The organism is Nocardia sp. NPDC088792 (genome assembly GCF_044750615.1).
Classification (GTDB): Bacteria; Actinomycetota; Actinomycetes; order Mycobacteriales; family Mycobacteriaceae; genus Nocardia.
The window spans coordinates 86002-112858 of the sequence record NZ_JBIVKC010000005.1; the positions used below are offsets into that span (position 1 = coordinate 86002).

Annotated in this window: 17 protein-coding genes and 1 tRNA gene; 6 read left to right on the forward strand and 12 right to left on the reverse strand. The window is 68.1% G+C overall.

Going from position 1 to position 26857, the window contains the following annotated elements; translation table 11 throughout:
• Positions 1-164: 164 nt before the first annotated feature.
• Complete coding sequence (locus ACIP5Y_RS32615; RefSeq protein ID WP_400356021.1) at positions 165-1574, reverse strand: FhaA domain-containing protein; 1410 nt, start codon at positions 1572-1574, stop codon at positions 165-167.
• Between the two features lie 280 nt (positions 1575-1854).
• Here ACIP5Y_RS32615 and ACIP5Y_RS32620 point away from each other — a divergent pair.
• Positions 1855-1940: transfer RNA gene (locus ACIP5Y_RS32620), tRNA-Leu, on the forward strand.
• A gap of 693 nt (positions 1941-2633) precedes the next feature.
• On the opposite strand, the gene ACIP5Y_RS32625 is transcribed toward ACIP5Y_RS32620, so the two are convergent.
• Positions 2634-3677: a stage II sporulation protein M gene (locus tag ACIP5Y_RS32625; protein WP_400356023.1), complete on the reverse strand. Its 1044-nt coding sequence runs from the start codon at positions 3675-3677 to the stop codon at positions 2634-2636.
• A gap of 158 nt (positions 3678-3835) precedes the next feature.
• On the opposite strand from ACIP5Y_RS32625, the gene ACIP5Y_RS32630 reads away from it, so the two are divergent.
• The gene (locus tag ACIP5Y_RS32630; RefSeq protein ID WP_400356025.1) at positions 3836-4642 is read left to right on the forward strand and encodes an RDD family protein; all 807 of its coding nucleotides are present in this window, start codon (positions 3836-3838) and stop codon (positions 4640-4642) included.
• Here the strand turns inward: ACIP5Y_RS32630 and ACIP5Y_RS32635 are convergent.
• The 5 genes from ACIP5Y_RS32635 to ACIP5Y_RS32655 form a co-directional block, all read right to left on the reverse strand.
• On the reverse strand, positions 4620-5915 hold the full coding sequence (locus tag ACIP5Y_RS32635) for a DUF58 domain-containing protein (protein ID WP_400356027.1): 1296 nt from the start codon (positions 5913-5915) through the stop codon (positions 4620-4622). The genes ACIP5Y_RS32630 and ACIP5Y_RS32635 overlap by 23 nt on opposite strands.
• A 2-nt stretch (positions 5916-5917) precedes the next feature.
• Complete coding sequence (locus ACIP5Y_RS32640) at positions 5918-6937, reverse strand: AAA family ATPase (protein ID WP_400356028.1); 1020 nt, start codon at positions 6935-6937, stop codon at positions 5918-5920.
• Positions 6913-8082, reverse strand: coding sequence for a DUF4129 domain-containing protein (locus ACIP5Y_RS32645; protein ID WP_400356030.1), 1170 nt, complete (start codon positions 8080-8082; stop codon positions 6913-6915). The genes ACIP5Y_RS32640 and ACIP5Y_RS32645 overlap by 25 nt, the downstream gene beginning before the upstream one ends.
• On the reverse strand, positions 8079-8954 hold the full coding sequence (locus ACIP5Y_RS32650) for a hypothetical protein (protein ID WP_400356031.1): 876 nt from the start codon (positions 8952-8954) through the stop codon (positions 8079-8081). Before ACIP5Y_RS32650 ends, ACIP5Y_RS32645 begins: the two co-directional genes overlap by 4 nt.
• A 165-nt stretch (positions 8955-9119) precedes the next feature.
• The gene (locus tag ACIP5Y_RS32655) at positions 9120-9692 is read right to left on the reverse strand and encodes a TetR/AcrR family transcriptional regulator (protein ID WP_400356033.1); all 573 of its coding nucleotides are present in this window, start codon (positions 9690-9692) and stop codon (positions 9120-9122) included.
• A gap of 80 nt (positions 9693-9772) precedes the next feature.
• Between ACIP5Y_RS32655 and ACIP5Y_RS32660 the strand changes: the two genes are divergently transcribed.
• Positions 9773-11353 carry an MFS transporter gene (locus tag ACIP5Y_RS32660; protein ID WP_400356035.1) on the forward strand — a complete coding sequence of 527 codons (1581 nt, stop codon included), beginning with the start codon at positions 9773-9775 and terminating at the stop codon, positions 11351-11353.
• Positions 11354-11517: 164 nt separating this feature from the next.
• Here ACIP5Y_RS32660 and ACIP5Y_RS32665 read toward each other — a convergent pair whose 3' ends face one another.
• On the reverse strand, positions 11518-13404 hold the full coding sequence (locus tag ACIP5Y_RS32665; protein WP_400356037.1) for a DUF4407 domain-containing protein: 1887 nt from the start codon (positions 13402-13404) through the stop codon (positions 11518-11520).
• Between the two features lie 881 nt (positions 13405-14285).
• On the opposite strand from ACIP5Y_RS32665, the gene gltB reads away from it, so the two are divergent.
• The 3 genes from gltB to ACIP5Y_RS32680 all read left to right on the forward strand — a co-directional run bounded on the left by gltB (position 14286) and on the right by ACIP5Y_RS32680 (position 21929).
• Positions 14286-18959 (forward strand): glutamate synthase large subunit, encoded by a 4674-nt coding sequence (gene gltB / locus ACIP5Y_RS32670; protein ID WP_400356039.1) that lies wholly within the window; start codon positions 14286-14288, stop codon positions 18957-18959.
• A gap of 146 nt (positions 18960-19105) precedes the next feature.
• Positions 19106-20575, forward strand: coding sequence for a glutamate synthase subunit beta (locus ACIP5Y_RS32675; protein WP_400356041.1), 1470 nt, complete (start codon positions 19106-19108; stop codon positions 20573-20575).
• 451 nt (positions 20576-21026) lie between these two features.
• A complete protein-coding gene (locus tag ACIP5Y_RS32680; protein WP_400356043.1) occupies positions 21027-21929 on the forward strand; it encodes a cutinase family protein in 903 nt (300 codons plus the stop codon).
• Positions 21930-22001: 72 nt separating this feature from the next.
• On the opposite strand, the gene ACIP5Y_RS32685 is transcribed toward ACIP5Y_RS32680, so the two are convergent.
• From ACIP5Y_RS32685 to lysX, 4 genes are all read right to left on the reverse strand, one after another.
• Complete coding sequence (locus ACIP5Y_RS32685; RefSeq protein ID WP_400356045.1) at positions 22002-22328, reverse strand: hypothetical protein; 327 nt, start codon at positions 22326-22328, stop codon at positions 22002-22004.
• Between the two features lie 102 nt (positions 22329-22430).
• On the reverse strand, positions 22431-23060 hold the full coding sequence (locus tag ACIP5Y_RS32690) for a histidine phosphatase family protein (protein ID WP_400356047.1): 630 nt from the start codon (positions 23058-23060) through the stop codon (positions 22431-22433).
• Between the two features lie 15 nt (positions 23061-23075).
• Entirely contained in the window at positions 23076-23288 is a 213-nt protein-coding gene (locus ACIP5Y_RS32695; protein WP_400356049.1) for a hypothetical protein, read from the reverse strand.
• 135 nt (positions 23289-23423) lie between these two features.
• Positions 23424-26759, reverse strand: coding sequence for a bifunctional lysylphosphatidylglycerol synthetase/lysine--tRNA ligase LysX (lysX, locus tag ACIP5Y_RS32700; protein WP_400356051.1), 3336 nt, complete (start codon positions 26757-26759; stop codon positions 23424-23426).
• Positions 26760-26857: the final 98 nt, after the last annotated feature.

The window sequence follows — 26857 nt, forward strand, 5'->3', positions numbered from 1 at the left end:
GTCGTAGGTACGGTTCGTCGACCCCCAACCGGTGTGTTGCTGGTCAGCACGACCTACTACCACCGTGAGTGTTGGCAGCATCATAGGGCCGTAGACCGGTTGCGATCACGATACGACCGAGGAAAATCGCGCCATATCGTGACCTGCATCGCGAGCTTACGGGATCAGACGATCCGGATCAGGATCTCGGAATGTCCGGCGCGGATCACATCGCCGTCGGCGAGCTGCCAGTCCTGGACAGGCGACCCGTTGACCAGCGTGCCATTGGTCGAACCGAGGTCCGACAGCATCGCGGTCTGACCGTCCCAGCGAACTTCGATGTGCCGCCGGGAAACTCCCGTATCCGGCAGGCGGAAGTGCGCGTCCTGGCCGCGTCCGATGATGTTGCTGCCCTCGCGCAACTGGTAGGTACGGCCGGAGCCGTCATCCAGCTGCAGCGTGGCCGAGTAGCCCGAACCGCCGCGCGCCGCCGGCGCCGCCGCGCCGTAACCGCCACCCTGCTGGCCATAACCCTGCTCGGCATAGCCCGGCTGCTGCCCGTACGCCTGGTCCGCGTAACCCGGCTCGGCGTAACCGCCCTGCTCGGCGTAACCCGGCTGCTGCGCATAACCCTGCTCGGCATACCCCGGCTGCTGCCCGTAGCCCTGCTCGGCGTAACCCGGCTGCTGCTGCCCGTAACCGTGCTGCTGCTGCCCGTAGCCCTGCTCGGCATAGCCCGGCTGCTGGCCGTACCCCGGCTCGGCGTACCCGGGCTCGGCGTAACCACCCTGCTGGCCATAGCCCTGCTCGTAGCCCTGCTGGCCGTACGCCTGATCGGCCTGACCATAGCCCTGCTGCTGGCTGTAGCCCTGCTCGGCGTACCCGCCCTGCTGCTGGCCGTAGCCGGCGCCCTGCTGGTAGTCGTAGCCGTTCTGGTATTCGCTGTACCCCTGTTGTTCGGGCTGGCCGCTGTAGCCACCCTGTTGTTCCGGGTACTGCTGCTGCGCACCTCCCCGACCGTATTCGCCGTAGCCCTGCGGGTTACGGCCCGCGGGCGGGGGCGCGTACCCGCGGCCTCGTGGATCGGACTCCGCGGGCTCACGGCTCGGGTCGTAGCCTGAGTTCTGCGTCATGGGGCCAGCTCCTGGTTGCGGGTCGGTTCGTTGTGGGCGTTCAGCACCCGGTGACGGGCCTGCCCGCCGCCCCACGTCCGGATCCACCCGGCCGTGCGTCCTGAACTGTCCGGTGTGCAGCGTAGGGGATGCCTCGAACTCCACGTGCACTTCACCGTAGGTCTGCCACCCTTGTTCGCGGATGTAGTCCTGTAGATGTTTTGCGAAGGCCCGCAGTGTGAGGCCTTGATCCGCCTGTCCCTCACCCGTGACGAGCTTCCCCAGATCGGATTCGTTGACGGTGATGACATAGCTGTTCGGTGCGAGCAGATGTCCACCGCCGACATCCTGGATATGGTCGGCGGCCTCACGCTGCAGCGCCGTTTCGACCTCCTGGGGGACCACGCTACCGCCGAAGGCCCGCGCGAAGACATCCCCGACCGCGTCCTGGAGGCGGCGTTCGAAGCGGGAAACGATCCCCATGGCCCCTCCTCTCGGGTCAGGACGCTCCCTCGAGTGAAGCGTTCTTCGTGTCGTGGTCCGTTGACGCCGTGGCGCGTCGCGGTGCGTCCGACATCAGCGACACGCAGGCATGGCGTGTCGCCGCAGGGACACGGTGATTGCATGATATCCACGATCGTCCACACCTGTAACTCTTGGAAACGCGCCAAGGTTCCCGGGGTGCTATGAGAGGTCGGTACCGCCGGTAACCAGGCGATTTCGTTTTAGCGCATACCCCGTGATAGTTTTTCTCTCGTCGCTCGGGCGAGTGGCGGAATGGCAGACGCGCTGGCTTCAGGTGCCAGTGTCCGTAAGGACGTGGGGGTTCAAGTCCCCCCTCGCCCACCAGTAGAGAAGGCCCGCTTCGGATTCGAAGCGGGCCTTTTTCGTTGTCCGGAAGGGCCCGCTCGGCGGTTGCTCGATTCTTCATGAAATCCCCAGGTCGAAGGCTTGTGTGACGAAGATCGCAGGGGTGGTGGGGGAGGGCCCGTGCAGCGGGTTGCCGGGGGCTCCGGAAGGGGTTCCGGAGGGCTGTAATTCGTTTGCCGGAAGGTTTCTTGTGGGGTATGCGCCCGATTTCACTCGAGTTATGCCTGACGTCGATTTGGACTTAACCGGGGTAAACAAACTTTGAGTATGTTTATCTGCTGGCGATCGATGGGCAAAGGGTCTGAGCTGCGGAGAAACACCAGGTTAACGCAGGTATAACCGATGGTTATTGGTAAACGGGAGAGATTTCAGCAAACCGTTGGACGAGGGTAGCTGGAAGTTGCGCACCGGGGGTTGAAACCGGACTGGAAAGTCGACCGGGAGGCCGGTTCCGGGGTCCTCCGCAGACCGTCCGCAAAGCGTATGCCGGGAATTAGCGATCTTGCCGGGTTCCCCACGGGGACGGCGTGTTTCGCCTGGTCGTATATACGCTTTCGGTCCGCGTCGGAGGTTGCGTAGCCATAACGATTGTGTAGAGTCATCGGCAACGCTGGCCGCAGCTGAGCCGGACTCGCTGCGGCCAGTGGAAATCAATTCCCGATGGTTGCGCGACTACGAAGTCGCCACTCCCGCAACCACTTCCGGGGACCTCCCCGCCGGGTAACCCGGCATGTGCTCCGCCTCTTCCACCCCCGCGTCAAGGGCCCGCTGCGCCGAGACAACGGTTCGGCCACGAGCGAAAACGTAGAAGAGGAAACCGAGTTCCGCCGCCGCGCCGATGGCGATGCGCAAGGCGGTCGGCAAGCCGCTGGGCGTCACGAAACCCTCGATGAAACCGGAAACCAGCAGCACACCGGTCAATCCGAGCGCGATCACCGCGGTCGCCCGGCCCTGCCGGGCCAGCGCCCGGGCGCGGCTCTCCCGGCCCGGATCGATCAGCGTCCAGCCCAGCTTCAAGCCCGCACCGCCCGCCACGAAGATGGCCGTGAGCTCGAGCATGCCGTGCGGGAGGATATAGCCGAAGAAGGAATCCATCCGGCCGGCCTCGGCCATCAGACCGGCGCTGATCCCGAGATTCACCGCATTCATCAGGATCAGCCACACCGCGGGCAGCATGAGAATCCCGGTGAACAGGGCCATCGCCGCCACCCACGCATTGTTCGTCCACACCTTGGCGGCGAACGCGTCGTGCGGATGCTCGTAGTAGTACGTCTCGAACTCGCCACCCGGCCGGGTCAGACTGTCGGTATTCGTATCCAGGCCCAGATGCCGGCGCGCCGCTTCCGAATTCGCCACCCACGCCGCCAGCGCCGTCGACCCGAGCAGGAAGATCGCCGCCACCGACACCCACCAGGGCGCCGCGCGATACACCGCCTCCGGAAAACGATGCGTGAAGAACCGCCCGATCTCCCGGACCGTATCGATCCGCGCCCCCAGAATCCGCCCCCGCGCCCGGGTCAGCACCGCCGAAAGCCCCGCCAGCAACTCCGGATCCGCCGACCGCGTCTGCAACCGCGCCAACTGCTGCGACGCCAGCCGATACAGACGGACCAGCTCATCCGCCTCCGCCCCATCCAGGCGCTGCCGCTGCGAGGCCAGCCGATCCAGCCGATCCCACGTCGGCCGGTGCACGAACGTGTACGCGTCCAGATCCATCGGTTCCCCTCCTACCGGGCTCGCTCGAATGCTATTCGAGCAGGCCGACAATCAGTGGCCCACGCCGGGAAACGGACGGTGGCCAGGGAGATCCGAGCCGCCGCCGCGCCCGGTAGCGGTTGCCATTCGCCGGAGCGGCTGGGAAGAATGGCGGTGACATGGCGCTTTTCACCACGGGCGAGGCTGTCGCCGTCGAACTGCCGATCGCGCGGATCCCTACGCGGGCCGCGGCGTTCCTGCTCGATCTGATCGTGCAGGTCGTGATCGGGTTGGCGCTGTTACTCCTGCTGATCGCGCTGCTGGCTTGGCTGGATGCGGATTCGGCCTGGCAGGATGCGGCGATGCTGGTGTCGCTGGTGAGCGCGCTGATCGGCTATCCGGTGCTGTTCGAGACGTTCACGCGCGGGCGGTCGGCCGGGAAGATGGCGATGGGGCTGCGGGTGGTCCGGGTGGACGGCGGGCCGATCGACTTCCGGCACGCGGTCACTCGCGGGCTGTCGGGCATCGTCGACTTCTGGATGCTGGGCACGGGATTGATCGCCGTGGTGGTGTCGATGTGCTCGCCGCAGGGCCGCCGCATCGGGGACGCATTGGCGGGGACGGTCGTCGTGCACGATCGCAGCCGCCTGCCGTATGCGGCCCTGGCCGCCCCGCCACCGTGGCTGACGGGCTGGGCGCGGCAACTCGACCTGTCCGGGCTCTCCGACGAGCTCGCGTTGTCCATCCGCCGGTACCTGCTGCGCTGGCGCACCCTCACCCCCGAGGTGCAGGACCGGCTGGGCCGCGCCCTGGTCATCACCACCTGCGCCCGGCTCGGTGTGGCCCCGCTCAATGGCTATCCGCCGCTGCACATTCTGGGCGCGGTGCTTTCCGAGCGGCAGCGGCGTGCGCTCCCGCCGCCGCCCGCGATGCTCCCACAGTCGCCGACCGACGTCTTCCTGGCTACAGCGCGCCTGTCTGCTTGAGTTCCAGGTACTCGTCGGCCAGGGCCTCGGGCAGGCGATCAGGGGCTTCGGTGATGACGCGAACACCCATGCGGCGCAGGGTTTCCCGCGCTACCGCGTGTTCGGCGAGGACGTTCTCGGCGGCCGCCGCCGTGTAGAGGTCGTCGAGGTTGGACCGGCGGATCGCGGCCGCCGCGACATCGGGATCGGTGACCGAAACGACCAGTACGCGATGCCGTTCGGTGAGGACCGGCAGCACCGGCAGCAGCCCTTCCTGCATGGTGGCGGCATCGAGGTGAGTGAACCAGACGACCAGACTGCGCCGCCGTGCCCGTTGCAGCGTCGTGCGCAGCAAGCCCGGATAGTCGGTGTCGACCAGTGCGGGCGTGACCCCGGCCAGAGCGTGCATGAGCTCGAGCTGCAACCGTTTCCCGCCGACCCCGCGCACCTCGGTCCGCACGCTGCGGTCGAAGGCGAGCAGATCCACCGAGTCGCCACCCGCGGCGGCCAGCCCGCCCAGCAGCAGCGCCGCCTCGATGCCCGCGTCGAGGCGAGTGCCGTCCCCGATGCGGGCCGCGCTGACCCGACCGGTGTCGAGCAGCATGACCACGTGCCGATTCCGTTCCGGCCGCCAGGTCCGCACCAGCACATCCTGCGCGCGGGCGGTGGCCCGCCAGTCGATGGTGCGCACATCATCGCCGGCCACGTACTCACGGAAGGAATCGAATTCGGTGCCCTGCCCGCGAATCGTGGTGGTGTTGCGGCCTTCCAGATGCTGCAACTGCCGCACCTTCGCGGCGAGGATCTTCTCGCTGCGGAACGGCGGCAGCGCCCGCAGCCGGGCGGGCACCTCGCGCCGCACCTGCCGTCCGGCCAGGCCGAGCGGGCCCAACAGGCGCAATGTCACCGGTCCGGCCTCGCGGTCGCCGCGATAGGACGGGGTGAGTTCGGTGTGCAGCCGCAACCGGGTATTGGGCGGCAGCGCCAGGGCGTGGGTGCGATGCCGGGCGCGGGCGCTGGGCGGCCAGTCGTCCCACAGGGTGCCGCGCACCGTGCGGCCGCCGGTATTGAGCACGCCGAGTTCGATGTCGACGCTGCGCCCGGTGCGGACCGTGGTCATCGGCGCCCGCGAGAACTCCAGTGCCGCAGGCGATCCGAGCAAGGACAGATCGACCCCGACCAGCGCGGCGAGCAGCAGCGTGGCCAGCGCCACGCCCAGCCAGGACGGCAGCACCAGCGTGACGAACAGGGCCGCGACCGCGGCCACGACGGCGAGCCGCCCGGTGACGACCACCGCTACACCGGGACGGGGACGGACATCAGCAGCGAGGCCAGCACGCCCTCGGCGGTGACGCCCTCCACCTCGTGTTCGGGCCGCAGGTGCAGCCGATGCCGGAGCACCACCGTCGCAACGGCTTTCACATCGTCGGGCGTCACATAGGCGCGGCCGTTGAGCCACGCGAAGGCGCGCGCGGCGGCCATCAGCGCGGTGGCGCCACGGGTGGACGCACCGTGCGCCACCGCGGGGGAGGTACGGGTGGCCCGGCACAGGTCGACCGTGTACGCCAGCACCTCGGGACTGATCGCCACCTGCGCGACCGCCGCGCGGGCGGCCGCGATGTGCGCGGCCCCGGCGACCGGCCGCAGCCCGGCGGCGGCCAGGTCACGCGGGTCGAAGCCGGCGGCATGCCGTTGCAGGATCCGGAATTCGTCGTCGCGGCCCGGCAATTGAACATCGACCTTGAACAGGAACCGGTCCAGCTGCGCCTCCGGCAGCGGATAGGTGCCCTCCTGCTCGATCGGGTTCTGGGTCGCGATCACCACGAACGGGTCGGGCAGCGGCTGCGGCACGCCGTCCACCGAAACCTGCCGTTCCTCCATGGATTCCAGCAGCGCCGACTGTGTTTTCGGTGGGGTGCGGTTGATTTCGTCGGCGAGCAGCAGATTGGTGAACACGGGCCCGCGCCGGAAGGTGAATTCGGTGGTGTGCGGGTCGTAGATCTGCGAGCCGGTGACATCGCCGGGCATCAGGTCGGGCGTGAACTGGATCCGCGAATGCTCCAGATCCAGGGCGGTGGCCAGGGCCCGCACCAGCAGCGTCTTGGCCACGCCCGGAACGCCTTCCAGCAGCACATGCCCGCGGCACAGCAGGGCCAGCACCAGGAACATGACGGCATGATCGTTGCCGATGACCGCCTTCCCGATCTCCGCCCGCAGGGCGAGCAGCGCCTGCTGCGCGTCCTGCGCGGTCGGGGCGTGGTTGCTGTCCACGACGTTCTGGGAAAGTTCGGTCACAAGACCTCCGCTTCGATCCATTCGAGTTGTGCGGCCACGAGTTCCAGGCTGCCCCGATCGTCGACCGGGTCGTAGAGGGCGGCCCGGACGGTACCCGGGTCCGCGCCGGTGCGGGCGGCGATTACCGCGGTGACCGCATCGGCCGGGGTGTCGGCGGTGGTGCCGAGGGCGGGCCGCAGCCGCCGCAGGGTGGCGGCCCGCAGGGTGCCCGCGACATGGTTGTGATCGCGGGACTTCCGGTACAGCCCGGCCTGCCCGGTGAGCAGTTCACCGGCGGGGGCCTCGACGGGCAGGGGTTCACCGACCACCGCGCCGCGCCGCCGGCCCCGCCACCACAGCACGAGCACCCAGGCGATGAGGAACTGCAGCCCACCGAAGGCCAGCCAGCCGGGCAACTGCTGGAACAAGGAGTCCTGGCCCGCACCGAAATTCGGGGGCGGCGTGTTCGGTGGCGGCACGGCGGGCGGCGGCGTGGTGACCGGTGCGTGCGGTGGCGTGGTCGGCGCCGGCGGGGTCGGTGGCGTCGGCGACCCGAGATGGGTCAGCACGTACGCGATCACCAGGATCGCGAGGACGCCCGCGATGGCGGCCCACAGCCGCCGATCCCCGAGCCAGGCCGGGAGTTCGTGGTTGCCGCGCTCCCGGGCGGGCTTGCGGGACTTGCGCGGTTTGCGTTGTTCGGTGATCTCGGCCGGTGCGTCGACCGGCGGCGGCGCGACGGAGAACCGGTCGGCCTGCTCCAGCAGCCGGTACTCGGCCTCCGCGGCGGCCCGGCCGCCGTACACCACCTCGTCGAAACTGTGTGCCGCCGAGGGCAGTCCGCCCGCCTCGGGCGATACCGCGGTGGCGGCCTGCGCGGTCTCCCGCGCGGTCCGCGCCCGCTGCTCCTCGAGCATTCCGCGTTGCTCCAGCCCGCGCGTGACGGCCCGATACCGTTCCCGCAGCGCGGTCCGGTAATCCGCGTGCAGCGCGGCCTGTTCCGCGGCCGCCAGGTGCACGGCGGCGGGCCCGAGCGCGGGCTCGGGCGGAATCGACTGGTAGCCGGTGAGATTCGGGCCGGGGATCCGTTGCGTGGTGTCGGCTGCGCCGGGTGTCGGCTGCTGGTCCCCGGGCGGTGGCTGGTCGCCGGGATGTGGTTGGTCGCCGTGATTCGGTGGCTGGTTCATCGCGTCACCTCGCCGGGCACGGTGATGTCCCAAGCCTCGCGGCGGCAGCGCTTGTCGACGTAGACCACGACCTGGGTGGCGGACTCCACCATTTCGCCGAGCGCGATGACGAACAACGCGAACACGATGACCAGGACGGTCACCGTCCAGCGGTGTGTGCCGGAGACCCCGGACACGGTCTGCCACAGCGCCAGCAGCGGCACGATCAGCACCACCATCAGTCCGCGCAGGTAGAGCAGCAGCCCGACCAGCTGCCATTCCGATCCGGCGGCAAGGATTTTCGCACGCAACGCCGCCGGCCGGTAGGTGGCGGATTCGTCGAACACCACCGGCAGCAGCGTGAACTTCCGCGCCCGCAGCCACAACAGCCAGATCGCGGCCAGCGGCAGCGTGATGATCAGTGGCGTGCCCAGCAGCAGCACGCCGACACCGACCAGGGTGTACATGACCTGATAGCCCAGCAGCGCACCGGCTTCCGCGGCCAGCTGCTGCAACGCCCCACGCCAGCTCGCGGGCTTCCCGTGCACCACGGCCAGGCCGAGCGGAACGGTGGTGCCGCGCACGAACATTCGCAGCGTCCACGCACAGATAAGGGTGACCACCAGTGCGCCCCAGAAGGTGCCGCTGTCGGAGCCGCCGGTGGCGATCGAGACCACCACCGTCATGCCGACGGCCACCCCGGCGGCCACCGCGACCGCGACGGCGTACAGCGCGGCGAGGGTCCGGATCCGGGTCTGGATCAGCGCGAACGGCAGGTCCAGCAGTTCGCGGAACTGCAGCGGGCGGATGGGCACAGCGACCGGCCCGGTGGCCGTACCTTCCCCCACCGCGCCGGCCGACGGTCCGACGTGGTCGGCGGCGGCTGGCAACACGCGCCCGAGTCTAGCTGCACGAACGCCTCCGGTCGTCCTGTGTTTCGCACGGCGGTGTCCGATTTCTGCGGCCTTGCCGCCCGATGCTGCCGCGGCAGGAGTGCTCGATGTCCTGCGAGCGGGTTGCCCGATATTCCGTAGTGGGCTGTCCGCAGGTCGGGGGCGTCAGGCGGGCGGTGTGGCGGGGGCGAGCAGGCGGGTGACGAGCTGCTTGTAGAGCTCGGGATCGGTGGGCGGCAGGCCGAGCAGGGCGCGCAGGTAGACGCCGTCGCCGACCAGCCGCACGATCTCGGCCTGCACCGGATCGGGGATCTCGTTGTCCAGGGCCGTTTTCCAGCCGTCGAGGACTTCGCCGAGGGCGCGGTCGGTTTCGTCCTGGGTGTCGGCGGGTCCGTCGACGGTGCGCATGGCGGCCAGCATGGACCGATAGAGCGCGAGTTCGACGGCGTCGGCGTCGTTTTCGGGGTGCGGGGCCTGCAGATACCACTCGGCGACGGAGCGGCCTTCGTCGATGGCGACGCGGACCTGGGTGTCGGTGCGTTCGCCGACGCGGCGCAGCAGTCCGGCGATCAGCGCGTCCTTGCTTCTGAAGTGGTAGAGCAGCCCGCCCTTGGAGACGCCCGCGGCATTGGCGACGTTCTCCAGGGTGACCTGTGACAGGCCCTTGTCGAGGAGCAGGTTTTCGAGGGCGTCGAGGATCCGGTCGCGGGTGCCGGACCTGTCTCGGGTGGTGGTCACAAACTTTAACTGTACCGTCTGGACGGTTAATTGTGCTACTGTACCGGCTGGACGGTTGATAACTCCGAAAGAGAAGGCTGATGACCACCCACTCCGCAACCCGCCGGTCCGGGACCGGATCCACCGCGGAAACCCGGAACCCGACCACCCCACCCAAGGCCCGCGCGCGCGACTGGGCCGGCCTCGGCGTCCTCGCCCTCGCGCTGCTGCTCATCGCCGTCGACGCCACCGTGCTGGACCTGGCCGTCCCGGCCATCACCGCCGACCTCGCACCGACCACACCGGAACTGCTGTGGATCATCGACGTCTACTCGTTCGTGCTGGCCGGACTCCTGGTCACCATGGGCACCCTCGGCGACCGCATCGGCCGCCGGCGACTACTGCTGATCGGCGCCGCCGGCTTCGCCGCCGCCTCCGCCCTGGCCGCCTTCGCGGTGAACCCCGAAATGCTGATCGCCGCCCGCGTCCTGCAGGGCGTCGCCGGCGCGACCCTCATGCCCGCGACCCTCGGCCTGATCCGAACCATGTTCGCCGACGCCCGCCAGCGCACCCTCGCCATCTCGGTCTGGGGTGCGATGGCGGCCTCCGGTGCGGCCTTCGGCCCGCTACTGGGCGGGTGGATGCTCGAGCACTTCTGGTGGGGTTCGGTATTCCTGGTGAACCTGCCGGTCATGGCACTGCTACTGGTACTGGCCCCGATCCTGGTGCCGGAGTCGAAGGACCCGAACCCGGGCCGCTTCGACCTGCTGAGCGCCGGACTGTCGATGCTGGCGCTGATCCCGATCGTGTACGCGGTCAAGGAGTTCGCGGCCCACGGCCCGAGCCTCGAGCTGGTGATCGCGGCCCTGATCGGCGTGGCCTCGGGCGTGATGTTCGTGCGCCGTCAGCGCGGCCTGAAAACCCCGCTGATCGACCTGGACCTGTTCCGGATCCCCGCCTTCCGCGCGGCCGTGTTCACCAACCTGCTGTCGGTGTTCGCGCTGGCCGGAATGCTGTTCTTCGGCTCGCAATACCTGCAGCTGGTGCTGAACCGCTCCCCGCTGGAGGCGGGCCTGCTGCTGATCCCGGGCACCATCGGCTCGATGCTGGGTGCGCTCGCGGCGGCCTGGCTGGTGCGCTGGTGGCGGCAGGCCACGGTGCTGGCCGGTTCACTGATCGCGGTCGCGATCGGCGCCGGACTGTACTGGCTGCTGCCGACCGATCCCTCGGGTTCGGTGACGCCGTTCATCGTGGGCTTCCTGCTCATCGGCCTGGGTGAGGGTGTGGCCCTGACGGTTTCGTCCGACATGATCGTCAGCACCGCCCCCGAGGCGCGCGCCGGCAATGCCGCCGCCATCTCGGAGACCGCGATGGAAATGGGTATCGCCCTGGGTGTGGCGGTGCTGGGCAGCGCCGTCATGGCGGCCTTCCGGCACGGGCTGGACCTCGGCACGGTCCCCTCCGACAAGGTGGACGCGGCCCGCGAATCCCTGGGCGGCGCGGTCGAGACCGCCCGCGAGCTACCGGGATCCGCCGGTACCGCCCTGCTGGATTCGGCGCACTCGGCGTTCGTGAGCGGAATCCACCTGGCGGCGACCTCGACCGCGGTGATCCTGGTGATCACCGCCGCCATCGCCTACCGGGCCGCGACCAAGAGCCGCACGATCCGGGCGGCCGAATAACATTCGGCGGGTCCGCGAAACCATGCGCTGAGAACCCGCGTGAAAAAGACTGTGGCCCGGAAGTTTCCACGTTCTACGTGAAACATTCCGGGCCACAGCTCTCTTATGTACCGGGGTCGTGGTCCGAATCAGGCCGGGCCCGCGGTCTTTCCACGGCTGTTTTGCTAGCGGTCGCCCTTGGCGGGCGGAAGCTGGTGCGGGCCGCGGTATTCCAGCTCCGGATTCCGGCGGCCCGGCAACGCATCCTGTTGCGGGGGAGCGGGCAGCGGGTAACCGGGCTCGACGACCTGGCCCGGCGGCAACGCACCGTAACCCTGGTATTGCGCATACGGCTGATCCACCACGGCCGACGCCACCCGCTGCGCGTGCACATGCTGCGGCGCACCGGGCAGCTGATAGTTGTACTGCTGCTGCGGCGCGTACACCTGCTGCTGTTGCGGCTGACCGGAATCCGACGAATCGACGGTTACCTTGCGGGTGCGGCGCAGCGTGAAGGTGATCTCCTCCGCCTCCTCGAACGCCTGCCGCACGGTACGCAGCGGATGCGTCGCGGTATCGATGGCATTGGCCACGAACGACGGCACCAGCGGCCGGATCCAGCGCGCCGCCGTATCGGTGAAGGGCACGGTACCGATGATCGGGAGCTCCAGACCGCCACCCTTCGGCGCCGACGCGGGCAGGGGCACCTGCCCGGCCGGTACCAGTGCGCCTCCGGCACCCACCGGCGCCACCACCCCCGGCGTCAGCCGGTCAGGCAGATGCTGCGGCTTCGGCGACTGTGTCAAATTCCCCTCCTGAGACTCTCGGTCCCCGGCCGACGCGGCGGCCGGTAGTTCATGCTGTGCGGCCCGGTCGAATTCGTTCAACGCCCGCTGCGCGGGTTCGGTGATACCGATCTCGAAATTCCCGATGGCCGCGATGATCCGGGTGCGCTGCCGCTCCCGGTCGATGGCGGTGTCCGCGTGCGCGGCCAGCCGCGCCGCGGTGAGTTGTTGTTCGGCCTGCAGTTTCGCGGTCTCGACCCGCACCTGCGCCTGGGTGACGGCAATCGCCGTACCGGCCGCCTGGTCCACCCGATCATTTTCGGTGCGGGCGGCAACTTCCCGATCGAAGGAGGTCTCACCGCGCCACAGCCGCAGCAACAACGGCAGCAGGGCGAGCGCGATCATGAGCACCGCCACCGCCAGCCGCAGCACGAGGGGACCGGCATGCCCGGTGGTGTAGTCGTTCATGGCGACCCAGCGGGCGCCGAGCCCGCGGTCGCCGTCGGTGTAGGCGGCGCCGCGCGCGGCGGTGAGCGCCTTGTCCTTGTCGGTGATCGCGGCGTCCAGCGCGGGCGCCTTGTCCTGCAAGGTTTTCAGCTGCGCGCGGGCATCGTCGACCATCTGGTTGGCGGTGCGTTCCTCGGGACCGCGCCCCGGGATGCGCGTGATCATGGTTTGCGGGCACTCCGGCGCCGGGTTCAATTCGCAGCGCGCGATCTGTACCGCGTCGGTGACATCGGTCTGCGCCTTGGTGATCTGCTGATCCAGTGCCGTCCGGTCGGTGCGGGCCTGCTCCAGCTGGGCGCGCGCGGTGACCACGGACGGGGTGGATTCGACTCCGCGCTGGGCGTTTTCGTCGAGGATCCGGTTCACGCTGCCGCCGAACAGCACCGTCATGGCCAGTTCGGCGACCACCAGGCCCGCCACCACGGCTACCGCGATGCGGCCCGCGAATTCGGCTCGGGCGCGGCTGTTTTCACCGCGGGCGGGAGCCGAGGTCGTGGCGAGTGCGCGGGAGATGGCTCCCACCAGCAGTGTTGCGATGAGCGCCACGATGATCACCGCGTACAGCGGCCATTTCGCGGCGCCGGTGGCGAGGGCGGTGATGATGCCCGCGGTGACGGCGAACAGGGCGACGACGGCGCCGGTGAGGGAGTAACCGCCGCGATCGTGGGATCCCGTGAGCCGGGACTGTCCTCCACCGAGCCAGAGCAGTGCGCCGCCCAGCCGGATCAGCAGCCCCGGAGCAGCGGAAATGTTCTTCTCAGGGACATGGTGAACGGTCATGGGAGCTCACATCCTCAAAGTCCCAGGCTGTTTCGGTGCGCGAAACCGTCGCTGATTCGTTGTCTCAGCGTGACAGGCGTACGGCTGTTCGGCCGAGCGTGGCGGCTGGGATGTGGCCAGCCTCACATCGGCTTGTTTCCGGCGCGTGACGTGGTGATGATCACGGCTGGACGGGCGTCATCCCACTCGGAAAAGTGACTCGAGTCCTGCTCACTGTTTGCTGACCATGTGCTCGAGGACACATCAACTAAAGATTCCGTACGGTCGGAACGTTGCCGGGGCACGTCGCCCCGACCGGCGACACGCCCGCCGGATATGTCCGGAAAGTTAGCCGCCGAAATAGCGGTTTGCCGGATCCCCTTGTGGGGAAATCTGTTCCATTGCAGGTGAGGGACGCGCCGGAGCTGCGCCGGCGAGATTCGGAGCCGGTTCTCGCGCGCGCGTATTCAGTGGGGAATCCAACTGAAAACGCACTGCTCCCCTGCTTTACACTGGAGAACGCGCATGTAGTGGAGGATCGATGAAGAAGCCCAGCTAGACACTGTAATTAGTGAAACCTAAGTTGGTTGGGCTCCAGTCCTGACTTATCGTTTGCTCTTACGCCGAACTACACAAGCTCGGCATATCTCCCCATATCGGTCAGAGGCCCACCGGCGCTCAGCCTAGTGGGCGAGCACGGCGCGGAAGGTAGCCAGCACGTAAGGACTGAGTTACCGCCGAGCACCCGACTACGTCATCGAAGCGGGTGGACAACTGGAGAGTTGACTGCACGGGATGGCCATCAGCGCCGCTGGTCTCCGAAACGTCCGGGCGCAGTCTAGACGGAGGCATTCGACGAAGGCCGCATTCTTCGAAGGCCTGTTTTTTGTGAAGGCAGAGGCATGACGCAACTTCCTGGCCACAGGTCCCCCGCCGGCGGTGCCGGTTATGGGCACGGACCCCGCGGGCTCTATGACCCGGCGAACGAACACGACTCCTGTGGTGTCGCATTCGTCGTCGACATGCACGGCCGCCGCAGCCGCGACATCGTCGACAAGGCTATTACGGCATTGCTGAACCTGGAGCACCGAGGCGCAGCCGGAGCCGAGCCCAACTCGGGCGACGGCGCAGGCATCCTCATCCAGCTCCCGGACAAGTTCTTCCGTGCTGTCGTCGACTTCGAGCTCCCCGCCGAAGGTTCGTACGCCACCGGTATCGCCTTCCTGCCGCAGGCCCGCCGTGAGGCAGCCCGCGCCGGCTACGGAGTCGAGAAGATCGTTCGTGAAGAGGGCCTCGAGGTCCTCGGCTGGCGCGAGGTTCCCATCGACGAATCGTCGCTGGGCGCCCTCTCTCGCGACGCGATGCCGACCTTCCGGCAGATCTTCATCGCCTCCCCGAAGACTGCCGCCGAGCAGCTCTCCGGCATGGATCTGGAACGCCGCGCCTACGTCATCCGCAAGCGCGTCGAGCACGAGCTCGGCAAGGCGGGTGCCGGCGAGGGCAACCTGGGCAAGGAATCGGTCTACTTCCCGAGCCTGTCCGGCCAGACCTTCGTCTACAAGGGCATGTTCACCACGCCGCAGCTGCGCGCGTTCTACCTGGACCTGCAGGACGAGCGCGTGGAATCCGCGCTCGGCATCGTGCACTCCCGCTTCTCCACCAACACCTTCCCGTCCTGGCCGCTCGCGCACCCGTTCCGCCGCGTCGCCCACAACGGTGAGATCAACACCGTCACCGGCAACGAGAACTGGATGCGGGCCCGCGAGGCGCTGCTGAAGTCCGATGCCTTCGGTGTCGACCACGAGGGCAACAACCGCCTGGACAAGATTTTCCCGGTCTGCACCCCCGGCGCCTCCGACACCGCGCGCTTCGACGAGGTGCTGGAACTGCTGCATCTCGGCGGCCGCAGCCTGCCGCACGCCGTGCTCATGATGATCCCGGAGGCCTGGGAGCGCGCCGAGTCCATGGACCCGGCCCGCCGCGCCTTCTACCGCTACCACTCCTTCCTCATGGAAGCGTGGGACGGCCCGGCCTCGGTGTGCTTCACCGACGGCACCGTGGTCGGCGCGGTGCTGGACCGCAACGGTCTGCGCCCGAGCCGCATCTGGGTCACCGACGACGGTCTCGTCGTCATGGCGTCCGAGGTCGGCGTGCTCGATATCGACCCGGCCAAGATCGTCAAGAAGGCCCGCCTGCAGCCCGGCCGCATGTTCCTGGTCGACACCTCGCAGGGCCGCATCATCGGCGACGACGAGGTCAAGACCCAGCTCGCCAACGAGCACCCGTACCAGGAATGGCTGGACAACGGGCCGATCAAGCTGAACGATCTGCCGGACCGCCCGCACGTGCACATGTCGCACGACCGCGTGCTCATCCGCCAGCAGATCTTCGGATACAGCATCGAGGAACTGAACCTGCTGATCTCGCCCATGGCGCGGACCGGCGGCGAGGCCCTCGGCTCGATGGGCACCGACACCCCGATCGCGGTGCTGTCATCGCGTCCGCGGCTGCTGTTCGACTACTTCTCGCAGCTGTTCGCGCAGGTCACCAACCCGCCGCTGGATGCCATCCGCGAAGAGGTCGTGACCTCGCTGCGCAGCATGGTGGGCCCGGAGGCCGACCTGCTGCACCCCAACCAGGACTCCTGTCATCAGATCACGCTGACCCAGCCGATCCTGGACAACGACGAGCTCAACAAGCTCATCCACATCAACGACGACGGTTCGCGGCCCGAGCTTCGCTCGGTGGTCGTGCACGGCCTGTACCCGGTCAAGAAGGGCGGCAAGGGCCTGCGCAAGGCCATCGAGGCCGTGCAGCTGCAGGTTTCGGCGGCCATCGACGGCGGCGCGCGGATCATCGTGCTGTCCGACCGCGAGTCCAACGAGAAGCTCGCCCCGATCCCGTCGCTGCTGCTGACCGCCGCGGTGCACCACCATCTGGTCCGGGAACGCACCCGCACCAAGGTGGGCCTGGTCATCGAGGCCGGTGACGCCCGCGAGGTGCACCACATGGCCATGCTGGTCGGTTTCGGCGCGGCGGCCATCAACCCGTACATGGCCTTCGAGTCCATCGAGGACATGCTGGAGCGCGGCGCGCTGAAGATGCCGGGCAGCACCGGCGACCTGGTGGCCGACTACGACAAGGCCGTCTACAACTACAACAAGGCCGCCGGCAAGGGCGTGCTGAAGGTGATGTCCAAGATGGGCATCTCCACCATCGCCTCCTACCGGGGCGCGCAGCTGTTCCAGGTCGTCGGCCTGTCGCAGGAACTGGTGGACGAGTACTTCACCGGCCTGAACTCGCCGTTGAACGGTATCGGCCTGGACGACATCGCGGGCGAGGTCGCGCAGCGGCACCGGGTCGCGTACCTGGAGAACCGCAACGAGCGCGCGCACCGCGAGCTGGAGATCGGCGGTGAGTACCAGTGGCGTCGTGAGGGCGAGTACCACCTGTTCAACCCGGACACGGTGTTCAAGCTGCAGCACGCCACCCGCACGGGGCAGTACTCGATCTTCAAGGAGTACACCAAGCTGGTCGACGATCAGTCGGAGCGGCTGGCCTCGCTGCGTGGCCTGTTCAAGTTCAAGTCCGAAGCGCGGAACCCGATTTCGATCGACGAGGTCGAGCCGGCCTCGGAGATCGTGAAGCGGTTCTCGACCGGTGCGATGAGCTACGGCTCGATTTCGGCCGAGGCGCACGAGACGCTCGCCATTGCCATGAACCGGCTGGGCGGCCGCTCGAATTCCGGTGAGGGCGGCGAACATCCGGCCCGCTTCGAGCCGGAGGAGAACGGCGACTGGCGCCGGTCCGCCATCAAGCAGGTGGCCTCCGGCCGCTTCGGCGTGACCTCGCACTACCTCACCAACTGCACCGACATCCAGATCAAGATGGCGCAGGGCGCGAAGCCCGGTGAGGGCGGCCAGCTGCCGGCGCACAAGGTGTACTCGTGGGTCGCCGAGGTGCGGCACTCGACGCCGGGCGTCGGCCTCATCTCGCCGCCGCCGCACCACGACATCTACTCGATCGAGGATCTGGCGCAGCTGATCCACGACCTGAAGAACGCGAACCCGCAGGCGCGGATTCACGTGAAACTGGTCGCGGAGCCGGGCGTCGGCACCGTCGCCGCGGGCGTCTCCAAGGCGCACGCGGACGTGGTGCTCATCTCCGGTCACGACGGTGGCACCGGTGCGTCCCCGCTCACCTCGCTGAAGCACGCGGGCGGTCCCTGGGAGCTCGGCCTCGCCGAGACCCAGCAGACGCTGCTGCTCAACGGCCTGCGCGACCGCATCGTGGTGCAGGTGGACGGTCAGATGAAGACCGGTCGCGACGTCATGATCGCCGCCCTGCTGGGCGCCGAGGAATACGGCTTCGCGACTGCGCCGCTGGTGGTTTCGGGCTGCATCATGATGCGGGTCTGCCACCTCGACACCTGCCCGGTCGGCGTCGCCACCCAGAACCCCGTGTTGCGTGAGCGTTTCACCGGTAAGCCCGAATTCGTCGAGAACTTCATGCTGTTCATCGCCGAAGAGGTGCGGGAGCTGCTGGCCGCGCTGGGCCTGCGCACCCTGGACGAGGCCATCGGCCGGGTCGACCTGCTCGACACCACCGCCGCCAAGTCGCACTGGAAGGCCGCCAAGCTCGACCTGTCGCCGATCCTCGACGACGTCGAGACGGCGTTCATGCTGCAGGACCGCCGCAACACCAAGGGCCAGGACCATGGTCTGGACAAGGCCCTGGACAACGAGCTGATCGCGCAGGCCGCGGACGCGCTCGAGCGCGGCAAGCCGGTCAAGATCGAAACCAAGATCAGCAACGTGAACCGCACCGTCGGCACCATGCTCGGCCACGAAGTGACCAAGCTGTACGGCGGCGTCGGCCTGCCCGACGACACCATCGACATCACGTTCACCGGTTCCGCCGGTAACTCGTTCGGTGCGTTCGTCCCGGCCGGTATCACGCTGCGCGTGTTCGGCGACGCCAACGACTATGTCGGCAAGGGTCTTTCGGGTGGACGCCTGATCGTGCGCCCGTCCGCCGACGCCTCCGAGCAGTTCGTGGCGGAGCAGAACATCATCGCGGGCAACGTGATCCTGTTCGGCGCCACCTCGGGCCAGGCCTTCATCCGCGGTGTGGCCGGCGAGCGCTTCGCCGTCCGCAACTCGGGCGCCACCGCCGTGGTCGAGGGCGTGGGCGACCACGCCTGCGAGTACATGACCGGTGGCCGCGTGGTCATCCTCGGTGAGACCGGCCGCAACTTCGGCGCCGGTATGTCGGGCGGTATCGCGTTCGTCTACAACCCGAACGGCACCTTCGAGGCCCACCTCAACACCGAGATGGTCGATCCGGAGCAGCTGTCCTCGGAGGACGCGCAGTGGCTGCACGACACCATCGCCGCGCACCGCGACACCACCGGTTCGGCTGTCGCGGAACGCATCCTGGGCGAATGGTCGCAGCAGGTGACCAAGTTCGTGAAGATCATGCCGCGCGACTACAAGAAGGTCCTGCTCGCCATTTCCGAGGCCGAGAAGTCGGGCCGGAACGTCGACGACGCGATCATGGAGGCCGCACGTGGCTGACCATGCGGAGCACACGGACATGTCGATGACGCGCTGTGACCATTCAAGGCCGCACGTGGCTGACCTGACACGCACCGGATTTGTTGAGTGCGCCGCAACTTCTCGCTGTGAGAAGAACTCGGCGCGGATTTTCATCGGAGTCGAAAATGGGTGACGCACAGGGCTTCCTGAAGCACACGAGCCGGGAACTGCCGAAGCGCCGTCCCGTTCCGCTGCGCCTCATGGACTGGAAAGAGGTCTACGAGGCGAAGTTCTCGCACGAGACCCTGCAGACCCAGGCCAGCCGCTGCATGGACTGCGGTATCCCGTTCTGCCACAACGGTTGTCCGCTCGGGAACCTGATTCCCGAGTGGAACGACCTGGTGTACAAGGGTCAGTGGCGCGAGGGCATCGATCGCCTGCACGCCACCAACAACTTCCCGGAGTTCACCGGCCGCCTGTGCCCGGCTCCGTGCGAGGCGTCCTGCGTGCTCGGCATCAACCAGGATCCGGTCACCATCAAGCAGGTCGAGGTCGAGCTCATCGAGAACGCCTTCGACGAGGGCTGGGTCACCCCGGTGTACCCGACCCGCCTCACCGGCAAGCGCGTCGCCGTGGTCGGTTCCGGTCCCGCCGGACTGGCCGCCGCCCAGCAGCTGACCCGGGCCGGTCACACCGTGACCGTGTTCGAGCGTGACGACCGCATCGGCGGCCTGATGCGCTACGGCATCCCGGAATTCAAGATGGAGAAGCGGTTCATCGACCGCCGGCTCGCGCAGATGGAGGCCGAAGGCACCATCTTCAAGGCCGGCGTGAACGTGGGCGTCGACATCACCGCGGCCGAACTGCGGGAGCGGTTCGACGCGGTCGTGCTCGCCGGTGGCGCCACCATCGCGCGTGACCTGCCGATCCCGGGCCGCGACCTGGACGGCATCCACCAGGCCATGGAGTTCCTGCCGCTCGCCAACCGCGTGCAGCTCGGCGATCGGATCGCGGATGAGGACGGGTTGCCGCGCATCAACGCGCGCGGCAAGAAGGTCGTCATCATCGGTGGCGGTGACACCGGCGCCGACTGCCTCGGCACCTCGCACCGTCAGGGCGCCGAATCGGTGCACCAGTTCGAGATCATGCCGCGGCCGCCGGAGGAGCGTGCCACGTCCACGCCGTGGCCGACCTACCCGCTCATGTACCGGGTGTCCTCGGCGCACGAGGAGGGCGGCGAGCGCGTGTTCTCCGTCAACACCGAGCGTTTCGTGGGTGCGGACGGCAAGGTCACCGGCCTGCAGGCGCACGAGGTGAAGATGGTGAACGGCCGCTTCGAGAAGGTCGAGGGCACCGACTTCACCCTGGAGGCCGATCTGGTGCTGCTGGCCATGGGCTTCGTCGGGCCGCAGAAGAACGGTCTGCTCGAGGATCTGGGTGTCGGCTACGACCAGCGCGGCAATGTCAAGCGCGACAACGGCTGGGCCACCACGGTGCCGGGCGTCTTCGCGGCGGGCGATATGGGCCGCGGTCAGTCGCTGATCGTGTGGGCCATCGCCGAGGGCCGGGCCGCCGCCTCCGCGGTGGACCGGTATCTGGAGGGGGAGACCGCGCTGCCGGCGCCGATCACCCCGACCATGGTCGCGCAGCGCTGAGCGAGGTCGTACCGATCTTCGCGCCGATCTTCGCGTCGAACTGAAAAGGGAAGGCCCCGATGGACTCTCGTCCGCCGGGGCCTTCTCCTTTTTTCGTATTCGATCGGGGTGCCGGGTTGGCGGGTAATTGCGTCACGTGGTTGACTGGGGCCGCCATCGGGGCGAATTGCGGTCCGGCCCGGATGGATCGGGGACGACGAGGTCTGCGATCGGATACGCGAAACGCGATAAATCGGGCGGATTGGTGATCTCGTCTGGCGGGGGCGGAAAGCCCCCTTTATGCTGGGCGACGGTGTGTTGCGAATCTGGTCACGCGGTCTGTTTTGCGTATATCACACAGGTCGGTTACCTGGGTTAACCGTGAGTGCACCGGATCGTCATGCGGCGAAGACACCATGATCGGGAATCGAGACGGGCAAGATGTCTCGACAAAGGCGTGAACTGGAGCAGTATGCGGTTGAAGAATATTGTCGCGGCTGCGGGGGCAGCGGCGAGTGTGCTCATGTCGGGTATCGTCCTCGGCACCGGTCCCGCTACCGCGGATCCCGGATCCGGTTGCCCCGTCCTCTACACGGTCGCCATTCCCGGCACCTGGGAAACCGGTAAAGACGAAACCGATCCCAAGCCCGGCATGCTGGCCGGAGTCACCGACGGCCTGCCCGGCGAGGTCGACTACGTGTCCTACGCGGCGACCGCATTCCCTTGGGAGGGTGACGCTTACGCCCAGTCCCGCAAGGAAGCCACCGACAATGCGCGCGGCCTGATCCAGCAATTCGCGGGCCGCTGCCCCGGCACCAAGATCGCCATCACCGGCTACAGTCAGGGCGCCGACGCCGCCGGCGATCTCGCCTCCGAGATCGGCACCGGCATGGGAGTCGTTCCGCCGGACCGCATTTCCGCCGTCGCGCTCATCTCCGATCCAGAACGGTCGCCCAGCGACGCCCAGGTCGGTCCTCCCGCGCCCGGCGCGGGTGCGGGTGGCGCCCGGGCGGCCGGCTTCGGCTGGGTCAGCGACCGGGTGCGCACCGTGTGCGCCATCGGCGACCTGTACTGCTCCACCGAGGAAACCGACTTCGTCACCCGTTTCGCGGGTTTCCTCACCCGGGTGGAACCCACCCCGGTCGGCGTCTGGCAGGGCATGCTGCAGGTGGGCCCGCTGGTCAGTCAGCTGATGGCGCAGGGCGGCCTGCCCATGCTGCAGGCGCAGCTGGCCGACGGCCCGGACAGCGAATACGCGCACCAGCTGGAGGAGTTCTACGGCACCGGCAAGCACACCAGCTACGGCACCTACCCGGTGGGCGGCGGCCAGACCGCCATCACCTGGATGCACAACTACATCGCCGGCAGCGTCTAGCACGCCCCGGAAATGTGGAAGGCCGCTCCCCGATGAGGGGGAGCGGCCTTCGCCGTATCCGAGCCGATGGATCTAGAGGCCGGCGGAGCCGGTGTCCGGCAGCAGACCCTGCAGCGGGCCGCCAGGGTTGTTCCAGCCACCGCCGTTGTCCCCGCCGTTGTTGTTCCATCCGCCGTCGTGGTCGTGGTGGTGCCAATCGTGGTGATCGTTCCAGTCCACCAGCGTGGCCTGCGCCGGCGCGGCCGCCGGCTGCACGGCGACCGGAGCCGGGGTGCCCGCGGTGTCCGGGGTGGCGGCAGTGGCCGGAATGGCAACGAAAGCCAGCGGGACGGCAGCCAGGGCGCCGGCGGCGGCGATCCGGAGAGCCAGACGGCGGCGGGGCTTCGGAGAAGCGTTCATCGCAGAGCCTTCTTTCTGTGGTAATTCGGAGCCACTTTCAGTGCCTCACGAATACCTATCTCACGGCCCGGCGCTGGGAGCGCCGTTGGATCGAGCTGCGAGTCAGCTGTCAGAGTCAGGCCGAGCGGTCCGATTTCGCGGCAGCAAGTCCCATACATGCCCGTTTTCATTCACCGTGGCAGCTGTTCGCCGGCCACTGCGCGAATACAGGACACGGGTGATCGAGCAGTAATCGATGGGAAAAGTGAGCGGTCGTGCCAGCCCTAAAACGTCCTGCAACAGCACATTCACGACGCCACCGTGCGCGAACACCAGCACGGTCTCGTCATGGCCCGCCGCGGCGACGATCGCGTCGATACTGTCGAAAACTCGCCGCTGGAATGCCGGGCCGTCGATCTGCTCGGGCAGATATCCGGCCTTGATCCGTTCGTACACTTCGGCGAAATCGCGTTGTGCGTCCTCGATCGGAATATAGGCGGGCAGTTCCCGATCGTATTCGGCCAGCCCGTCCACAATTTCGATCTCCAGGCCGAGCTTTTCGGCTGTGGGCCGGGCGGTTTCGCGCGCCCGCAACTGCGGGCTGCTCACCACCCGCGAAATCCGGTGTGGCGCCAGCGCGTCCGGCACCCGCGCGGCCTGCTCACGCCCGATCTCGGTGAGATCCGGGTCGGCTGCCCCGGCAACCTCGGTGACACGTTGCGGCTGGGCATGCCGGACAAGGATCAACTGCACCCCACCACTGTGCCATTACCGGCGGCGACGGCCCGTCATCAGGTACACCAGCCCGAGAATCAGCACGATCACCCCGATGCAGCACACCGCGGAGAACATCCAGAAGCTGCCGCCGCGCCGGCTGCTGCGCCGGGACGCGACATTCTCCAGCGCGGCATTCCAGGTATCGGGATGCGCCCAGGTCGAATGATCGAGCAGCGCGGCCTGATGCAGCACATCTAGGTACATGGGAACCCCAATCGTCGGTAGGTGGCCTCCTCCCGGGGCCGAATCCCACACTAGCCAGCGAATACGCCCGGCGAATCAGGGTTTTCCCTGGGTGTGCACGGACACTTCCCGGTCCACACCCAGGTTGGCGGCGACTCAGGCCGAGGTGCGCGGCTTCACCAGCGGGAACGGGAGGGTTTCGCGGATGCTGCGGCCGGTGATGAGCATGATCACGCGGTCCACACCCACGCCGAGACCACCGGTCGGCGGCATGGCGTGTTCGAGGGCCTGCAGGAAGTCCTCGTCCAATTCCATGGCCTCCGGGTCGCCGCCCGCGGCGAGCATCGACTGATCGGTGAGGCGGCGGCGCTGCTCGACCGGGTCGGTCAATTCGCTGTAGGCCGTACCGAGTTCGACGCCCCAGGCCACCAGGTCCCAGCGTTCGGTGACGCCCGCGATGCTGCGGTGCGCCCGGGTCAGCGGGGAGACGGAGGTCGGGAAGTCGATGTAGAAGGTGGGTTCCTGGGTTTCGGATTCCACCAGGTGCTCGTACATCTCCAGGACGATCTGCCCGGCGTCCCAGCCCAGCTGGTAGGGGACCTCGGCCTGGTCGCAGAGCAGGCGGAGTTTCTCCTCGTCGGTGTCGGGCGTGATGACTTCGCCGATCTTCTCGGAGACGGCGCCGTGCACGGTCTTGACCGGCCAGTCGCCGGAGATGTCGACCTCGGCGAGGGTGCCGTCGGCCTGCGGGCGCAGCGCCACCATCTTGCCGTTGGCGGCCAGCGCGGCCTCCTGGATGAGCTGGCGGCAGGCGTGCATCATGCGTTCGTAATCACTGTGCGCCTCATAGGCTTCCAGGATCGTGAACTCGGGGTTGTGGCTGTAGTCGACGCCCTCGTTGCGGAAGACGCGGCCGAGTTCGAACACCTTCTCCATACCGCCCACGCACAGTTTCTTCAGGTACAGCTCGGGGGCGATGCGCAAATACAGGTCGAGGTCGTAGGCGTTGATGTGGGTGGTGAACGGGGTGGCGTTGGCGCCGCCGTGCACCTGCTGCAGGACGGGGGTCTCGACTTCGAGGAAACCCCAGCCGTGCAACGTGTCTCGCAGTGAGCGCACCACGGCGCTGCGCTTGGCCATCACTTCGCGGATATCGGTGTTGATGGCCATGTCCACGTACCGCTGCCGGACGCGGGCCTCCGGATCGGACAGGCCGCGCCACTTGTCGGGCAGTGGGTGCAGGCATTTGCCGATCATCCGCCAGTCCTGGGCGAGCAGGGAGAGCTCGCCGTTGCGGCTGTGGCCGATCTGGCCGCTCACCTCGACCAGGTCGCCGAGGTCGAAGTATTCGCCGAATTCGTCGCTGCGGTCCGCGCCGACCCGGCCGCGGTCGATGACCAGCTGGATATCGCCGGACCAGTCGCGCAGCAGCGCGAAGAGGACGCCGCCGTAATCACGAATCCGCAAGAGCCGCCCGGCGACTCGCACCGTGGTGCCCAGCGGCGACTGCCGGGCGGCGGTCACCGTGTGGGTGGGCGGGTAGGCGATCGGGTAGGCGTCGATGCCGCGCTCGTTGAGCCGGTCGAGTTTGTCCATGCGCACCCGCACCTGTTCGGGGCGGCGCGGACCGGCTTCGGCGAGCTCCTCCGGCGGCAGGTCCGGCGGGCTGCCGTCGGCGTGCAGGCCGGTCATGGTGGGCGGCACCGACGGTCGCAGACCGGTGTGCGTGGAGGCGTCGTGTTCGCGGCCGATGCGCGGCAGGAAGCCTTCGGCCAGGGCGCTGGCGAGCGCGACGCGCACCAGCTGGCGGCGTTCCTCGAACATGGAGAAGCGCGGCACCCAGACCGGCTGATATTTCACGTTGGAGCGGTACAGCGCCTCCAGCTGATACCAGCGGGAGAAGAACATGAGCACCGAACGCCACAGGCGCAGAACAGGTCCCGCGCCGATGCGGCCGCCCTCTTCGAAGACGGCCCGGAAGACGGCGAAGTTGAGCGAGATCTTGGTGATGCCGTACTGCTCGGAGCTGAGCGCGAGCCGCGAGATCATGAGTTCCATGAGCCCGTTGGGGCCGCTGCGGTCACGCCGCATGAGGTCGAGGGAGACGCCGGTGCGTCCCCACGGCACCAGGGACAGCATGCCGAGTACCCGATCGTCCGGGTCGACGGCCTCGACGAGCAGGCAGTCGCCGTCGAGCGGGTCGCCGAGCCGGTCGAGGGCCATGGAGAAGCCGCGTTCGGTCTCGGAGTCGCGCCAGGCGTCGGCGCGCTTCATGACCTCCCGCATCTCCTCCGGCGAGACCTCCTTGTGCCGACGCACGCGGACCGTGATGCCTTGCTTCGCAAGACGATTCGCGGCCTGCCGGACCTGTTTCATGTCCGGGCCGGCGAGGGAGAAGGTGCGGGTTTCGAGGATGGCTTCGTCGCCGAGCCGCAGGGCGGTGAGGCCCGCGCGGCGGTAGGCGGTGGCGCCGAGTTCGCTGGCGCCCATGACGGCCGGGGCCCAGCCGTATTGGTCGGCGAGCCGCAGCCAGGCGTCGATGGCATGCCCCCACGACTCCTTCATGCCGATGGGGTCGCCGGAGGCGAGGCAGACGCCCATCTCCACGCGGTAGGTGACGGCGGCCTTACCGCTGGGCGCGAAGACGACCGCCTTGTCGCGGCGGGTGGCGAAGTAGCCGAGCGAGTCCTCGACGTCGGAGCGTTCGATCAGGCCGCGGAGGGCGGATTCGTCGAGGCCGGTGAGCGCGTTGGAGGCGCGCTGCGACCGGAACAGCACCATGATGGCGGCCAGCAGCGCGATCGCGCCGAACAGGCCGAGCAGCAGGTTGACCGGGTGCGGCGGGTGGCCGTCGAAGTTGTCGTTGCTGACCAGGATGGTGGCGGTGACGCGGGAGACCGCCCACAGGGCGCGTTCGGCGTGGTCGGGCAGGCTGCCGGGGAACAGTTCGACGAGTCCCCAGCCGACCAGGCAGCCGAGGGCGATCCCGCCGGCGAGTACGCCGCCGGCCCGCCAGACCGCGGCGCGCTGCACGTGCGTATAGAACTCGCCCCAGGCGGCGATCAGCACGCCGATGACGGCGAGGTGCACGAACATGGCGACGAGCGCGTTGATGCCGCCGTCACCGCCGGCGAAGTCGAGGGCGTTGGCGAGCGCGAAGGCCGCCATGTATCCGACGAGCAGCCACCAGGCGATGCGTTTCCGGCTGGCGGTCGCGCCGGCGAGCAGGCCGACGACCAGGGCCCACACCAGGGAGGTGTCGGGGGCGTCGAAGTAATAGGAGTCGATGTAGTGCCGCAGGTCGGCGGTGATGTAGCGGACGCCGGGGGAGATGCTCCACCAGAAGCACAGCACGGAGAAGATGCCGAGGACGAGTCCGGCGATATGCGGTACTTCGCGGAAGCGGCCGTGCCCGCGGTGCGGTACCTCGACCGACCTGGTGTCGGGTCTGTGGTCGCTGTCCTGGTGTTTCCGGTCCTGCGTCGAAGTCACCGCACCAGTGTGTATGTTGCCGTTGCCCATGTGCACTCAGAACCCGGTTCGTGTCTCGGAGCCGCCCGGTACGTGAGGGTCGCGGGGGCTGGGTTTGG

Coding starts and splice junctions, on each gene's coding strand:
- ACIP5Y_RS32665 (WP_400356037.1), bottom strand. CDS start 13,404: ATGACCGTTCACCATGTCCCTGAGAAGAACATTTCCGCTGCTCCGGGG.
- gltB (WP_400356039.1), top strand. CDS start 14,286: ATGACGCAACTTCCTGGCCACAGGTCCCCCGCCGGCGGTGCCGGTTAT.
- ACIP5Y_RS32695 (WP_400356049.1), bottom strand. CDS start 23,288: ATGTACCTAGATGTGCTGCATCAGGCCGCGCTGCTCGATCATTCGACC.
- ACIP5Y_RS32615 (WP_400356021.1), bottom strand. CDS start 1,574: ATGGGGATCGTTTCCCGCTTCGAACGCCGCCTCCAGGACGCGGTCGGG.
- ACIP5Y_RS32630 (WP_400356025.1), top strand. CDS start 3,836: ATGGCGCTTTTCACCACGGGCGAGGCTGTCGCCGTCGAACTGCCGATC.
- ACIP5Y_RS32685 (WP_400356045.1), bottom strand. CDS start 22,328: ATGAACGCTTCTCCGAAGCCCCGCCGCCGTCTGGCTCTCCGGATCGCC.
- ACIP5Y_RS32640 (WP_400356028.1), bottom strand. CDS start 6,937: ATGGATCGAAGCGGAGGTCTTGTGACCGAACTTTCCCAGAACGTCGTG.
- ACIP5Y_RS32680 (WP_400356043.1), top strand. CDS start 21,027: ATGCGGTTGAAGAATATTGTCGCGGCTGCGGGGGCAGCGGCGAGTGTG.
- ACIP5Y_RS32660 (WP_400356035.1), top strand. CDS start 9,773: ATGACCACCCACTCCGCAACCCGCCGGTCCGGGACCGGATCCACCGCG.
- ACIP5Y_RS32625 (WP_400356023.1), bottom strand. CDS start 3,677: ATGGATCTGGACGCGTACACGTTCGTGCACCGGCCGACGTGGGATCGG.
- ACIP5Y_RS32675 (WP_400356041.1), top strand. CDS start 19,106: ATGGGTGACGCACAGGGCTTCCTGAAGCACACGAGCCGGGAACTGCCG.
- ACIP5Y_RS32645 (WP_400356030.1), bottom strand. CDS start 8,082: ATGAACCAGCCACCGAATCACGGCGACCAACCACATCCCGGCGACCAG.